Source organism: Bradyrhizobium sp. BEA-2-5 (assembly GCF_032918025.1).
Classification (GTDB): Bacteria; Pseudomonadota; Alphaproteobacteria; order Rhizobiales; family Xanthobacteraceae; genus Bradyrhizobium; species Bradyrhizobium pachyrhizi.
In genome coordinates this window covers 1,432,957-1,445,957 of sequence record NZ_CP136629.1, presented here as the reverse complement: position 1 = coordinate 1,445,957, position 13,001 = coordinate 1,432,957, and the positions used below count along the sequence as shown (strand labels likewise).

At 65.1% G+C, this 13,001-nt stretch carries 10 protein-coding genes; 4 read left to right on the top strand and 6 right to left on the bottom strand.

Translation table 11 applies throughout. The features are described 5' to 3' along the window. Positions 1 to 202 precede the first annotated feature (202 nt). The 3 genes from RX327_RS06665 to RX327_RS06655 all read left to right on the top strand — a co-directional run bounded on the left by RX327_RS06665 (position 203) and on the right by RX327_RS06655 (position 3,404). A complete protein-coding gene (locus RX327_RS06665) occupies positions 203 to 1,168 on the top strand; it encodes a tripartite tricarboxylate transporter substrate binding protein (RefSeq protein ID WP_317251212.1) in 966 nt (321 codons plus the stop codon). A gap of 237 nt (positions 1,169 to 1,405) precedes the next feature. Continuing rightward, on the top strand, positions 1,406 to 1,891 hold the full coding sequence (locus RX327_RS06660) for a tripartite tricarboxylate transporter TctB family protein (protein ID WP_317249814.1): 486 nt from the start codon (positions 1,406 to 1,408) through the stop codon (positions 1,889 to 1,891). Positions 1,892 to 1,895: 4 nt separating this feature from the next. Continuing rightward, the gene (locus RX327_RS06655; protein WP_317249813.1) at positions 1,896 to 3,404 is read left to right on the top strand and encodes a tripartite tricarboxylate transporter permease; all 1,509 of its coding nucleotides are present in this window, start codon (positions 1,896 to 1,898) and stop codon (positions 3,402 to 3,404) included. A 241-nt stretch (positions 3,405 to 3,645) separates the two neighbouring features. Here the strand turns inward: RX327_RS06655 and RX327_RS06650 are convergent, their stop codons facing one another. The 3 genes from RX327_RS06650 to RX327_RS06640 form a co-directional block, all read right to left on the bottom strand. After that, positions 3,646 to 4,491 carry an IclR family transcriptional regulator gene (locus tag RX327_RS06650; RefSeq protein WP_050385177.1) on the bottom strand — a complete coding sequence of 282 codons (846 nt, stop codon included), beginning with the start codon at positions 4,489 to 4,491 and terminating at the stop codon, positions 3,646 to 3,648. A gap of 250 nt (positions 4,492 to 4,741) precedes the next feature. After that, complete coding sequence (locus RX327_RS06645; RefSeq protein ID WP_050385178.1) at positions 4,742 to 6,028, bottom strand: MFS transporter; 1,287 nt, start codon at positions 6,026 to 6,028, stop codon at positions 4,742 to 4,744. A gap of 142 nt (positions 6,029 to 6,170) precedes the next feature. Continuing rightward, positions 6,171 to 7,556 (bottom strand): M20 family metallopeptidase, encoded by a 1,386-nt coding sequence (locus tag RX327_RS06640; protein WP_317249812.1) that lies wholly within the window; start codon positions 7,554 to 7,556, stop codon positions 6,171 to 6,173. A 231-nt stretch (positions 7,557 to 7,787) separates the two neighbouring features. On the opposite strand from RX327_RS06640, the gene RX327_RS06635 reads away from it, so the two are divergent. Next, positions 7,788 to 9,173 (top strand): LLM class flavin-dependent oxidoreductase, encoded by a 1,386-nt coding sequence (locus RX327_RS06635; RefSeq protein WP_317249811.1) that lies wholly within the window; start codon positions 7,788 to 7,790, stop codon positions 9,171 to 9,173. A 114-nt stretch (positions 9,174 to 9,287) separates the two neighbouring features. On the opposite strand, the gene RX327_RS06630 is transcribed toward RX327_RS06635, so the two are convergent. The 3 genes from RX327_RS06630 to RX327_RS06620 form a co-directional block, all read right to left on the bottom strand. Then, positions 9,288 to 10,952 (bottom strand): thiamine pyrophosphate-binding protein, encoded by a 1,665-nt coding sequence (locus RX327_RS06630; RefSeq protein WP_317249810.1) that lies wholly within the window; start codon positions 10,950 to 10,952, stop codon positions 9,288 to 9,290. Positions 10,953 to 11,082: 130 nt separating this feature from the next. After that, entirely contained in the window at positions 11,083 to 11,598 is a 516-nt protein-coding gene (locus RX327_RS06625) for a GFA family protein (protein WP_317249809.1), read from the bottom strand. Positions 11,599 to 11,723: 125 nt separating this feature from the next. Further along, positions 11,724 to 12,848, bottom strand: a complete 1,125-nt coding sequence (locus RX327_RS06620; protein ID WP_317249808.1) for an alkene reductase — start codon at positions 12,846 to 12,848, stop codon at positions 11,724 to 11,726. Positions 12,849 to 13,001 lie beyond the last annotated feature (153 nt).

Below are 13,001 nucleotides of genomic sequence, written 5' to 3'. Positions count from 1 at the left end.
ACCAAATGCCGATTGAATTCCGCCGCTCGGCAGGTCGCGGCAGACCAATTGTCGCAGCCGGCGCTTCGAGCGCAATTCGCGCTTCCGTTGCCCGCCCCGTTCTGTCCAATGCGCCCTCGGTCCCAGCATGACAGGGACGATCATTGCCAACACCGAACAAGACGCGGCCGCGATCGAACGCGGTCACAAGGGAGAGATCGAGATGTCGCACCGCAATCGCTTGATGGTCCTGCTCGCCGCCGCCGGCATGCTGGTGTCGACAGCGGCGCAGGCGCAGGACTATCCGAGCAAGCCGATCACGTTGATCGTGCCATGGCCGGCCGGCGGATCGACCGATATCTCGATGCGCGCGATTGCCGACAGCGCCTCGAAGATCCTGGGTCAGCCGATCGTGATCGACAACAAAGCCGGCGGCGGCGGCACGGTGGGACCGGCGACCATGGCGGCGGCCGCGAAGCCGGACGGCTATACCATCTCGCAGATCCCGATCACGGTGTTTCGCCTGCCGCTGATGCAGGAGGTGTCGTGGGATCCGGCGAAGGACTTCAGCTACATCGTCCATCTCACCGGCTACACTTTCGGCGTCACGACCAGTGCGGAGTCGCAGTTCAAGAGCTGGAAGGACGTGGTGGAGTTCGCCAAGGCGAACCCGGGTAAGGTGACCTACGCCACGCCGGGTGCCGGCACTTCGCTGCATATCGGGATGGAGCAGATCGCGGGAATGGCCGGCATCAAGCTGACGCAGGTGCCGTTCAAGGGAGGTGCAGAGACCAATGCCGCCGTGCTGGGACAGCACACCATGCTTCAGGCGGATTCCACGGGATGGCGGCCGCTGGTCGATGCCGGCAAGCTCCGGCTCCTGATGGTATGGACCGGCGCCCGCTCGCCGAATTACCCTGATGTGCCGACACTGAAGGAACTCGGCTACCCCATGGTCTATGATTCTCCGTTCGGCATCGCCGGCCCGAAGGGGATGGATCCCAAGATCGTCGCCAAGTTGCACGATGCCTTCAAGAAGGCGCTCGAGGACCCCGCGGTGATCGCGACGCTCGCCAAATACGACATGGTGCCGAACTACAAGAACACTGAGGACTACAAGAAGTTCGTCGTCGAGGTCACGGAATCCGAACGCAAGGTGATCGGCACGCTCGGGCTCACGAAGAAGTAGAGTTCAGTCCGCTACGACGGGACTAACAACGGGATGCGCGAGAACCACCCACTGTGTCGTCCCGGCGAAAGCCGGGACCCATAACCACCGAAGGTTGTTGTCACGCAACGCTGGGGCCACAGCTCGTTTCAACAACCTGACCCCGTGGTGATGGGTCCCGGCTTTCGCCGGGACGACGCGTGGGGAGGTGATGGCGCTTCGCCACTTCAGGACGACGGTGACCTAAAGGCACTCCACATGACTGACCAAACCAATGTCAAGCTCCGCCTCAGCAATTCCGAGCTCTGGGGCGGGGTGATCGGGCTTGCGCTTGGCGGCTTCGTGATCTGGTCGGGCTTCAAGCTCAGGCTCGGCACCATCAACGATCCCGGCTCCGGCTACGTGCTGTTCTATACGGGCATCCTGATGTGCGTGTTCGCAGGCGCCATCATCGTCTCGGCGGTCACCGAGGGCGGTCCGACACTGGCCTCGCGCTGGGAGAATGTGCGCTGGAGCAAGCCGCTTCTCGTCATCGCCTGCCTCACCGCATTCTCGTTCGCGCTGGAGCCGCTCGGATTCCTGTTGTCATCAATCCCGCTGATGCTGCTGCTGTTGCGGCTGATCGATCCCGTGCGCTGGTCGCTGGCGATCCCGCTGTCCATCCTTGCCCCGCTCGGGATGTGGTGGGTGCTGAAGCACCTGCTCGCGATCCAGCTGCCGAGCGGCCTGTTCGGGATCGGTTGATCGCATGGATACGCTTGTCAATGTGGCCCATGGATTCGGCGTCGCGCTGCTGCCGATCAACCTGCTCTACTGCTTCATCGGCGTCTTCATCGGCACGCTGGTCGGCGTGCTGCCAGGCATCGGGCCGATCTCGGCAATGTCGCTGCTGCTGCCTGTGACGCTGTCGGGGACGCCGGAATCCGGCATCATCATGATGGCCGGCATCTATTACGGCTCGATGTATGGCGGCTCGACCACCTCGATCCTGGTCAACATCCCGGGCGAGGCAGCCTCCGTCGTCACCTGCATCGACGGCCACCAGATGGCGAAGCAGGGCCGTGCGGGCCCCGCCCTCGGCATCTCCGCTTTCGGCTCCTTCGCCGCGGGCACGTTTGCGCTGATCGCCCTGATGCTGGTGGCACCGAAGCTTGCAAGCATTGCCATCGCCTTCGGCCCGGCCGAGTATTTCAGCCTGATGGTGCTCGGTCTCGTCGTGCTCACCTTCCTCACCCAGGGATCGATGCCAAAGGCACTGCTGATGGCGTGCATCGGTGTCGTGCTCGGGCTGGTCGGGCTCGACAGCATCACGGCGCAGCCGCGGCTGACCTTCGGCCGCATGGAATTGATCGACGGCATCGGCCTCGTGCCGGTCGTGATGGGCCTGTTCGGCGTCGCCGAGGTGCTGCTCAACACCGAGCAGGCCATCAAGCGCGACATCATCAACACCAAGATCACTCATCTCCTGCCCAGCAAAGAGGACTGGAAGGCGAGCGCAGGTCCGGTCGGCCGCGGCACGATCCTCGGCTTCTTCCTCGGCATCCTGCCGGGCGGCGGCGCGGTGGTGGCGTCCTTCGCCTCCTACGCGCTGGAGAAGCGGCTGTCGAAGACGCCCGAGCGTTTCGGGCATGGCGCGATCGAAGGCGTCGCGGGACCGGAATCGGCGAACAATGCCGCGGCGGGCGGGGCCTTCATTCCGCTGATGACGCTCGGCATCCCGCCGAATGTCGTGATGGCGCTGCTGCTCGGGGCCTTCGTCATTCACGGCCTGCAGCCGGGACCGCTGCTGATCACGCAGAATCCAGGCCTGTTCTGGGGCATCGTCGCCAGCATGTATATCGGCAACGTCATGCTGCTGATCCTGAACCTGCCGATGATCGGCATGTGGGTGCAGCTGCTCAAGCTGCCCTACAACATCCTGTTTCCCCTGATCATCCTGTTCACGATCATCGGCGTCTATTGCTCGAGCAACAACGTGTTCGACGTCCATGTGATGATCGCGTTCGGGATCATCGGCTATTTCATGCGCAAGCTCGGCTATGAGCCGGCGCCACTGGTGCTCGCCTTCGTGCTGGGGCCGATGATGGAGAACAACTTGCGCAAGTCGCTGATCCTGTCGCAGGGCGATCTCTGGACCTTCGTGCAGCGGCCGATCTCGGGAGTGTGCCTGACGCTGGCGCTCGTGCTGCTGATCGCGCCGCTGCTGCCGTCGCTGCGCAAGAAGCGCGAGCTGGTGGCGCTGGATGAGGGCGCGTGAGGAGCGAGGCTGGATCGGGTTGAGAAGCAGCCGCATCGGCACTGCGCTCTCTCGCCCCGTTCTTACGGGGTCGAGACGAGCGGAGCTCGCTCTTGGAGGGTTGGGGTGAGGGGCTGCCTCCGCGAGTTCAGAATGCGGTGATACCTGTACCCCCTCACCCGCAACGCATCTGACGATGCGTTCCGACCTCTCCCCGCGCGCGGGGCGAGGTGAAGCGAGCCGATGCTTGCATCCCGACCGCTCAACCCATCTTCGCCGCACGCCCGTTCTTCGGCGCCTGGGCCAGCGCGCGGGCCAGCACCTGGGCTTCCTTCTTCAGCATGTCGGCGAGCTCACCTTCGCGGCGGCGAATGCGGTCGGACGCGGCGCCGATCGAGAGGGCGGCGACCACCTCGCCGGCATCGTCGCGGACCGGCACGCCGACGCCGCCCATGCCGGGGAACGCGGCGTCGATCAGCACGGTGTGGCCGGCCTTGCGTGCCATGGCGATCCGCTCGCGCAAGAACTTTGGCGTGATGCGCGGCGATTTCGCCAGCCGCGGCACGATCACCTCGATCACAGCCTCGATCTCGGCATCCGGCAGCCAGACCAGCAGCGCCAGCGCGCCGGCGCCGACACCGAGCGGACGGCGGCTGCCAATCTGCAGGTAGTTCGGTTGCAGCGGATGGTTGCCGACCGAGCGCGCCAGATAAAGCGCCTCGACGCCGGATCGCACCGACAGCAGCGCCGTATCGGCCGAGCGCTCCGACAGCCGGAGCAGGCTCGGCTGCGCCAGCTCGGCGATGTCGACCGAACGGCGCGCGCCGACCGCCATCACCCGCGCCTCCTGGCCGAGCTCATAGGTCTTGGCGCCGGCGACGCGACTGACGAAGCCTTCCTCGATCAGCGAGTTGAGAATGCGCAGCGCCGTCGCCTTGTTCAGCGAGGCGGTGTCGGCGATGTCGGTGAGCCGCAGCGGCGAGCGCTGCGCCAGCACGCGCAGGATCGCGCACACCTTCTGGATCGCGTTGAACTTGTCGGGTTGGCCCGGCTCCGGCAGTGGCCTCTTGCGGCTGGTCCGTGCGGTCGCAGTCGTGGAGGCGTTCATGCCCTGGCCTTCCTTGCCGTCAATTCCAAATCCTGAACCGGGACGCAACGAAGAGACGCGCCCGGCGGACATCATCCTAGGACGGATGACGTGCGCCGGACACCGTATACTTTCGTCAGATGAAACTTTGATTTCGACTATCTACGCTGCTCTGCAACAATAAGCATATTTGAATTTCGCATCACGAAATCTGATGCGATTTGTGCATGATCTCTTTGAAAAACCGCTTCGCACTTTTTCGGATCATGCGCTACGCCAGCCGCAGCCTGCGGATCGTGAACAGCGCGCAGAGGCTGAGGATGCAGACCGCGGTGAGATAATAACCCGGCGCGAGCTCGCCGATCGGCGCGAAGCCACCCAGCCAGGTCATGATCGCCGGCCCCATACCGCCGAACAAGGTGACACCGATATTGTAGCTGAGACCGAGCCCGGTCGCACGCGTCGCCGCCGGAAACAGTTCCGACATCAGCGCGGCGAGCGGCCCGTAATACAGCGACTTGAGGACGCCGAGCCAGAGCACGCCGAGCAGGATGATCTCGGGCGTCGGTTTGCCGGTGAGCAAGAGGAAGGCCGGGAAGATCGACACCAGCAGCAGCAGCGCGAACAGGATCATGTGGGTGGTGCGTCCGATCTTGTCGGAGACCATGCCTGCGATCGGCGCCAGCAGCGCAACCGCGGTCTGCGCGGCGAACGAGGCAATGAAGCCGACCGATGGCGCGAGGTTGAGCGTCTTCACCACATAGGTCGGCATGTAGACAATCAAATAGTTGACCGCGGTCGACACGGCGAGCGCGCCGATCGCGAGCATCGTGGCGAGCTTCTGCCGCGCGAGCACTTCCCTGACCGGCGATTCCTGCTTCGCGGCCGGCGGAGGCATCGCATCGTCGACATGGTTGCGGATATAGATGCCGACCGGGCCGATCAGGACGCCGAACAGGAACGGCAGCCGCCAGCCCCAGGACTGTAAATCCTCCGGGCTCATCAGCGAGGTCAGGAGCGCACCGAAGCCCGCGCCCAACAGACCGCTGACGCCTTGGCTCGCGAACTGCCAGCTCGCCACGAAGCCGCGCCGCTCGGGCATGTGCTCGACCAGGAACGCGGTCGAGGAGCCGAACTCGCCGCCGGCGGAAAAGCCCTGCACCAGGCGCGCCAGCAGCACCGCGAGCGGCGCCAGGATGCCGATGGTCTGATAGGTCGGCATCAGCGCCAGCACCAGCGTGCCCAGCGTCATTAGCACGATCGACAGCATCAGCGAGGCCTTGCGGCCGTGCCGGTCGGCATAGGCGCCGAGCACGACGCCGCCGATCGGGCGGATCAGAAACGACAGGCCGAAGCTGCCGAAGGTCAACAGCAGCGAGGTGGTCGGATCATTGGCCGGGAAGAACGCCTTGGAGAGATACACCGCGAAATAGGCATAGACCGAGATGTCGTACCATTCGAGCGCATTCCCGACCGAAGTCGCGACGATCAGGCGGGTGATGTTTTTCTTGTCGACCGCAGTGGCGTGCTGAGCGGCGGCCGAAGTTGATAATGTCATCAGGATTTCCTTGGCAGCGTCAGCCAACAAACTTTCCACTCGTCATGGCCGGCCTTGTGCCGGGCATCCACGTCTTTGTCTCGTAGCGTTAAGACGTGGATGGCCGGGAGAAGCCCGGCCATGACGGAGTAATGGGTGAGGCTCAAGACTTCCGCGGGGCCTCCCCGAGATCCCAGAACAGCCCGGCCATCACCGTCAAGGCCTCTTCGGTCAAGGGCAGCAGGATGTGCTCATTGGGCGCATGCTGGGAGCAGCCGGGATAGGAGTGCGGCACCCAGATCGTCGGCAGACCCAAAATCTCGGAAAACACGTCGTTCGGCAGCGAGCCGCCGAAATTCGGCAGCACGGCCGGCGCCTTTCCGGTGGTGGCGCGGATCGAGTTCGCCGCCCAGTCGATCCACGGGCTGTCCATGTCGGTGCGCGAGGCGGCAAAGCGCTGCGTGCCCGAGACCTCGACCATCGGAAAGCCGTTGCTGTGCAGATAGTCCCGCACCGCGTCGATCACTTCGAGATGCCGGGTGCCGACGACGAAGCGGAGCTGCAGCACGGCGTTGGCCTTGCCGGGAATCGCGTTGGCGGGCTTTTCGATATTGCCCGACGACATCGCCAGCACCTCCAGCGTGTTCCACGCATAGAGCCGCTCCGCCGCGGTCAGGCCCTCCTCGCCCCAGTCTTCCGCCAGCGCCGGTTCGTCCGCCGTCGGCTTGACCTCGACGTCGGCGAGCGCGGCGCGGACGCGGTTCGAAATCGGCGGGGGTTTGAGGATTTCGAGCTTCATGCGGCCCTTGCCGTCGACCAGGCTCGCGATCGCGCTCACCAGGATGGTCGCGGGATTGGCGAGCACGCCGCCCCAATTGCCGGAATGGTGGCCGCCGTCGCGCAGATTCACGTCGAGATGAATGCGGATGCCGCCACGGCAGCCAAGAAAGAGCGTCGGCCGGTCGGCGGACAGGCGCGGCCCGTCGGAAGCCACGAACAGGTCGGCCTTGAGCTCCTCGCGATGCGCCTCGCAGACCTTGCCGAGATCCGGCGAGCCGATCTCCTCGCCCATCTCGACGATGAATTTCGCGTTGAAGCCGAGTTTGCCGCCGCGCGCCTGCTTCACCGCGCGCAGCGCGGCCATGTTGATCGAATGCTGCCCTTTGTTGTCGGCGGTGCCGCGGCCATAGACGCGCTCGCCCTTGACCGTGGTCTGCCAGGGATTGAGCCCGTCGCGCCATTCGCCGACCATGCCGTCGACGACGTCGCCATGGCCGTAGGTCAGCACGGTCGGCCGCGAAGCGTCTTCCTGGTAGTCGGCGATCAGATAGGGCCCGCGGCCGGTCGGCGACTCGATCAGGTGGGTCTTGAAATCGAGCTCGGCGAAGGCCGGTTGCAGATTCTCCACCAGATAGGCGCGCAGCGCATCGGCCTTGTCGGCATTCAGGCTCTCGGTCTGGTAGCCGACCCTGCGGTCCAGTTCCTTCAAGAACTGTCCCGATTGAAAATGCTCTCGCACCTTTGCGATTGCGTCGGCCCGTGTCGCCATGATTGTTCCTTCGTCCGGTCGCGTCGTGGCATGATCGCACCGGAACGCCATGCTTTGCGTCCCGATCATGCTTCTGGAAGCGCGCAACCTATCGGGATCAGATCGCGACCGGAAGGGCGCGAAATGCGAATGGGCCTTGCCAAAACGTGGGAAGTCGCAACAAGTCGAAGCGGGGCGCCCGGCATAGACCGGGCAGCACGGCGCGCAAGGTTTCGACCAAGGTTTTCGACAATGACAAAACAAATCAGGCTCAACGCCTTTGCGATGAATTGCGTCGCACACCAGTCACCGGGCCTGTGGACCCATCCGCGCGACCGCACCGCCGACTATAACCGCCTGCCCTACTGGATCGATCTCGCCAGAACCCTGGAGCGGGGCCGCTTCGACGGGCTGTTCCTGGCGGACGTGCTTGGGGTCTACGACGTCTATGCCGGCAATCCGGATGCGGCGCTGCGCAACGCGGCGCAGACCCCGGCCAACGAACCGTTGATGCTGCTCTCGGCCATGGCCGCGGTGACGCAAAATCTCGGTTTCGGCGTCACCAGCAATCTGTCTTTCGAGCCGCCCTACCCGTTCGCGCGGCGGATGTCGACGCTCGATCACCTCACCGAGGGGCGGATCGGCTGGAATGTCGTCACCGGCTATCTCGACAGCGCCGCGCGCGGCGCCGGCAAGGACAAGCAGACCGGGCACGACGACCGCTACGACATCGCCGACGAATATATGGAGGTGGTCTACAAGCTCTGGGAAGGGAGCTGGGAGGACGATGCCGCGATCCGCGACGTCGCGCGCGGCATCTTCAGCGATCCGAGCAAGGTGCATGCGGTACACCATGACGGCAGCAACTACCGGCTCAACGCGATCCACCTGTCGGAGCCGTCGCCGCAGCGCACGCCCGTGCTGTACCAGGCCGGCACCTCGCCGCGCGGGCGGCAGTTCGCGGCAAAGCATGCCGAATGCGTGTTCATGTCGGGACCGTCGGCCAAGGTGATCGCGCCGCGCGTCTCCGGGATCCGCCGGGAGGCCGCCGCGCTCGGCCGCAACCCGGCCGAGATCCTGATGTTCTCGATGATGTGCGTCGTGGTGGCGCCGACCGAGGCGGAGGCGAAGGCGAAATACGCCGAGTACCGCCGCCACATCAGCCCCGAGGGCGCGCTCGCCCTGATGTCGGGATGGACCGGCGTGGACTTCTCCGGCTACGATCTCGATCAGCAGGTCCGCCACGTCCAGAACGACGCCGGCCGCAGCGCCATGGACAACGTCACCCGCGCCGATCCGGACCGCGTCTGGACCGTGCGCGACGTCATCGAGCATGTCGGCATCGGCGGCGCCGGGCCGGTCGTGGTCGGCACGCCGGAGATGGTCGCGGACAAGATCGAGCAATGGTTCGAAGCAACCGACGTCGACGGGCTCAACGTCGCGTTCGCGATCTCGCCCGGCGATTTCGAGGACATCGCCGACATGCTGGTGCCGGAGCTGACCCGGCGCGGACGGTACAAGCCGGAATACGCGAAGGGCACGTTGCGGGAGAAGCTGTTCGGCCAGGGCCGGGCAAGGCTCGATGCGAAGCATCCGGCAAGCCGTTATCGCGTGAAGCGGAGCGCTGCGGCGGAGTAGACAACGTCATTCCGGGGCGATGCGAAGCATCGAAGCCCAATTCGCAATTGCGAATTTGTGGAATCTCGAGATTCCGGGTCTGGTCCTTCGGACCATCCCGGAATGACGTCCCAACTAATTCACCGAATTGCTCACCACCACCTCGATCAGCTTCGCGCCCGGACGGCTGAAAGCCGACTTCATCACACCCTTCAGCTCCTGTGGGTCGGTGATCCTGATCGCCTCGAGCCCAAGCGAGCGCGCGATGCCGGCGAAATCCACCGGCGGATCGACGAAATCCATGCCGACGTAATTGTCGTCGCCATGGAAGGCGAGCAGGCGCTGCTTGATGATGCGGTAGCCGCCATTGTTGGCGATCACGACGTTGAGCGGCAGCTTGTGGTGCGCCGCCGTCCACAGCGACTGGATCGAGTACATCGCGCTGCCATCGCCCGAGAAGCACACCACGGGGCGATCGGGATTGGCGATGCTGGCGCCGACCGACGCCGGCAAGCCCCAGCCGATGCCACCGGAGGCCAGCGCGTGATAGCCGTAGCGGTCGCGATGCGCGCGCAGCGCGATGATCTGGCGCGACGAGGTCAGGCCCTCGTCCACCAGGATCGCGTTGTCGGGCATCGCCTCCACGACCTGCAGCGCCAGCCAGTCCGGATCGATCGGCGAGGTCTGGCTCGCCTTCGAGATCTGCTCGACCAGCGCCTTGCGCTTCGCCGCCCAGTTCTTCGTCGACAAGGCCGCGAGTCCCTGCTTGGCACGCGTCTCCAGCGCGCCGCCGCCGGCCTCCTTCAACGCAGGGACCAGCGCGCGCAGCGTTTCCTTGACGTCCGCCTTGACCGCGATCTCGGCGCCATAGTTCCTGGCGAGGTCGCTGTCCACGAGGCCGACCTGCACGATGCCGAGACCATCCGGCAGCGCATCGACCTCGCTGTGAACCGACATGCGCAAGGGATCGCCGCCAAGCGCAATCAGGAGATCGTAAGGCGCAAGCGTGTCGCGCGCGACCTTCTGCACGCGCGCGAGCGTGCCGACGAAGCTCGGGCTTTCGGAGAGGAAATGCGAACCAAAAGGCGTCGGCGATTGCCAGGCCGGGCAGCCCAGCGTCTCGGCGAGATCAGCCGCCTCGCGCAGCGCATCGCTTTTCACGATCTCGTCGCCGACGACGACCACCGGTCGCTCCGCCTTCAGGATGCGCGCGGCCAGCGCCTTGAGCGAATCCTCCGACGGCCTCACCCGGGTGTCGATGCGGGTGGACCGGCCGAGATCGATGCCGGCCTCGCTGTTGAGGATGTCGCCGGGCAGCGAGATGAACACCGGTCCGGTCGGCGGCGTGGTCGCCACCTTGGCGGCGCGGCGGACGATGCGCGGCAGGTCCTCCAGCCGCGTCACCTCGACCGCCCATTTCACCAGCGGCTCGGCCATCCGCACCAACGGGCCATAGAGCACCGGCTCCATCAGGCCATGGCCCTGCTCCTGCTGGCCGGCCGTGAGGATCATCGGCGTGCCCGTGAACTGGGCGTTGTAGAGCGAGCCCATGGCGTTGCCGAGGCCGGGCGCAACGTGCACGTTGCAGGCGACGAGCTTGCCCGAGGCGCGGCTATAGCCATCGGCGATCGCGACCACGAGGCTTTCCTGCATCGCCATCACATAGGTGAGATCGGGATGATCTTTCAGCGCGTGCATGATCGGCAGCTCGGTGGTGCCGGGATTGCCGAACAGATGCGTGATGCCCTCGTCCTTGAGCAACGCGAGAAAGGCGGAGCGGCCGGTAATGCGATTCTTCATGTTCCCTCCAGGCCTGTCGGCGCGTTGGCCGACGGGGATCAAGGGAGATGACCAAACTTGCGCAGCCGGAGCAATCGAGCGGGCGGTCATGGCCGCATTCCGCAGGCGCGCGCCTGAGGCAAAACGCTCGCTAGAACATCCCCTCGCGCGCACTGCGCTTCTTCTTTTTCGAGCGCTGCCACACCACGCCCGGAAAACCCTTCAGCGGCACCAGCGGCTCGCCAGTATAGGCCCATTCCTGCAGCTCCTCGATCGCGATGTGATAGAGCGGCTGGCGGCCGGTGCGCTCCTTGAACAGCGCGCGGGGGACGTTGACCATGTGCGGACCGCGCGGACGCTCATAGGCGATGGGCGTGCCGCAATGCGAGCAGAAGCTGCGCGTGGTCTTGCTTTTCGCGTCCTCGTAACGCGACAGCTCGCTCTCGCCCTGCGTGATGCGAAAGCGCTTCTTCCAGCTTCCGACATAGGTCGCATAAGCTGCGCCATGGGCGCGGCGGCTCGCGGCGGAGTGATCGTGCCAGGCCCAGCGCGCGGGCACGTCGATCTCGAACCGCACCTTGCCGCACAGGCATTGACCGGCCGCGGGCTTCGCCAGCGCCACCGGCTTTGGCTTCTTGGTCGGCTCGAACTCGTCGTCCGGAAACATCGCGGTCTCCCGGTTTTGCTGGCCGAGCTATCGTAGCCCGGATGCAGCGTAGCGAAATCCGGGGATGCTTGATCCGCTGATGCAAGGCCCCGGATTTCGCTGCGCTCCATCCGGGCTACGAAGAGTTAAGCCTGCGCCAGCTCGTCGTGCACCGGATAATCCGTGTAGCCCTTCTCCTCGCCGGCATAGAAGGTGGCGCGGTTGTACTTGGTCAGTGGATAGCCGTGCTGAAGCCGGCGCGGCAGATCCGGGTTGGAGATGAAGATGCGGCCGAACGCGATCGCATCGGCATGACCTTCGGCGACCGCGCTCTGTGCGGTTTCGCTGACGAAATTGCCGGCGGTGATCAGCACGCCGCTCCATATCGGGCGGTACAGCACCATCGCGGACGGCACGTTCTGCCAGTCGACCTCGGCGCGGCCGGTGCCCGAGGCGCGCGGCTCGATGAAATGCAGATAAGCAAGCCCGAGCTTGTCCAGCGCCGTAATGGCGTGGCTGTAGAGCGGCATCGGGTCGGCCTCGCCGCTGCCATTGGCGATGCCGTAGGGCGAGAGCCGCACGCCGACGCGGCTCGCACCCCACACCTCGGTCACCGCCTGCGTCACCTCCATCAGGAAGCGGACGCGGTTCTCGATCGAGCCGCCATACTGATCGGTGCGCTGGTTGCTGCGCGACTGCAGGAACTGCTCGAGCAGATAGCCGTTGGCACCGTGGATTTCGACGCCGTCGAAGCCCGCGGCGAGCGCGTTTTTGGCACCCTGCCGGAACGCCTCGACGATGTCCTTGACCTCCTCGGTCTCCAGCGCGCGCGGCGTCTCGTAATCGACCACCTTGCCGTCCGCCGTCATGCACTTGAACTCGGACGGGATCGCGACCGCCGACGGCGCCACCGGCAGCGCGCCGCCGTGGAAGGAAGAATGCGAGACGCGGCCGACATGCCAGAGCTGCAGGAAGATGATGCCGCCCTTGGCGTGCACGGCATCCGTCACCTTGCGCCAACCCGCGATTTGCGCCTCGCTGTAGATGCCGGGAACACCGGGATTGCCGAAGCCGGTCGCAACCACCGGCGAGGCCTCCGCGATCAGCAGGCCGCCCGGGGTGGCGCGCTGCGCGTAATATTCCGCGTTCATCGGCCGCGGCACGAGGCTCGGCCGCGCCGCCCGCATCCGCGTCAGCGGCGCCATCACGACGCGATGTTCGAGCTGGTAAGGACCGATCTTGAGCGGAGAAAACAGCGACGGAGGATTCATGCCTGCCCCAAATATTCTTATGTGGTTTCCGTTATAGTCTGGGCATGATCCGCCCGGAAACCGGTACCCACTTTTCCGGATCATGCCCGTTATCTAACGGGTTCATCTTGTTCATGAAAGCGGGTAGTGGCAATCTGTTGCCACGAGAACAGG

Excerpts from the sequence above, each read along its gene's own strand:
- RX327_RS06630 (WP_317249810.1), bottom strand. The coding sequence starts at position 10,952 with ATGAAGAATCGCATTACCGGCCGCTCCGCCTTTCTCGCGTTGCTCAAG.
- RX327_RS06645 (WP_050385178.1), bottom strand. The coding sequence starts at position 6,028 with ATGACATTATCAACTTCGGCCGCCGCTCAGCACGCCACTGCGGTCGAC.
- RX327_RS06665 (WP_317251212.1), top strand. The coding sequence starts at position 203 with ATGTCGCACCGCAATCGCTTGATGGTCCTGCTCGCCGCCGCCGGCATG.
- RX327_RS06655 (WP_317249813.1), top strand. The coding sequence starts at position 1,896 with ATGGATACGCTTGTCAATGTGGCCCATGGATTCGGCGTCGCGCTGCTG.
- RX327_RS06650 (WP_050385177.1), bottom strand. The coding sequence starts at position 4,491 with ATGAACGCCTCCACGACTGCGACCGCACGGACCAGCCGCAAGAGGCCA.
- RX327_RS06640 (WP_317249812.1), bottom strand. The coding sequence starts at position 7,556 with ATGGCGACACGGGCCGACGCAATCGCAAAGGTGCGAGAGCATTTTCAA.
- RX327_RS06620 (WP_317249808.1), bottom strand. The coding sequence starts at position 12,848 with ATGAATCCTCCGTCGCTGTTTTCTCCGCTCAAGATCGGTCCTTACCAG.
- RX327_RS06635 (WP_317249811.1), top strand. The coding sequence starts at position 7,788 with ATGACAAAACAAATCAGGCTCAACGCCTTTGCGATGAATTGCGTCGCA.
- RX327_RS06625 (WP_317249809.1), bottom strand. The coding sequence starts at position 11,598 with ATGTTTCCGGACGACGAGTTCGAGCCGACCAAGAAGCCAAAGCCGGTG.
- RX327_RS06660 (WP_317249814.1), top strand. The coding sequence starts at position 1,406 with ATGACTGACCAAACCAATGTCAAGCTCCGCCTCAGCAATTCCGAGCTC.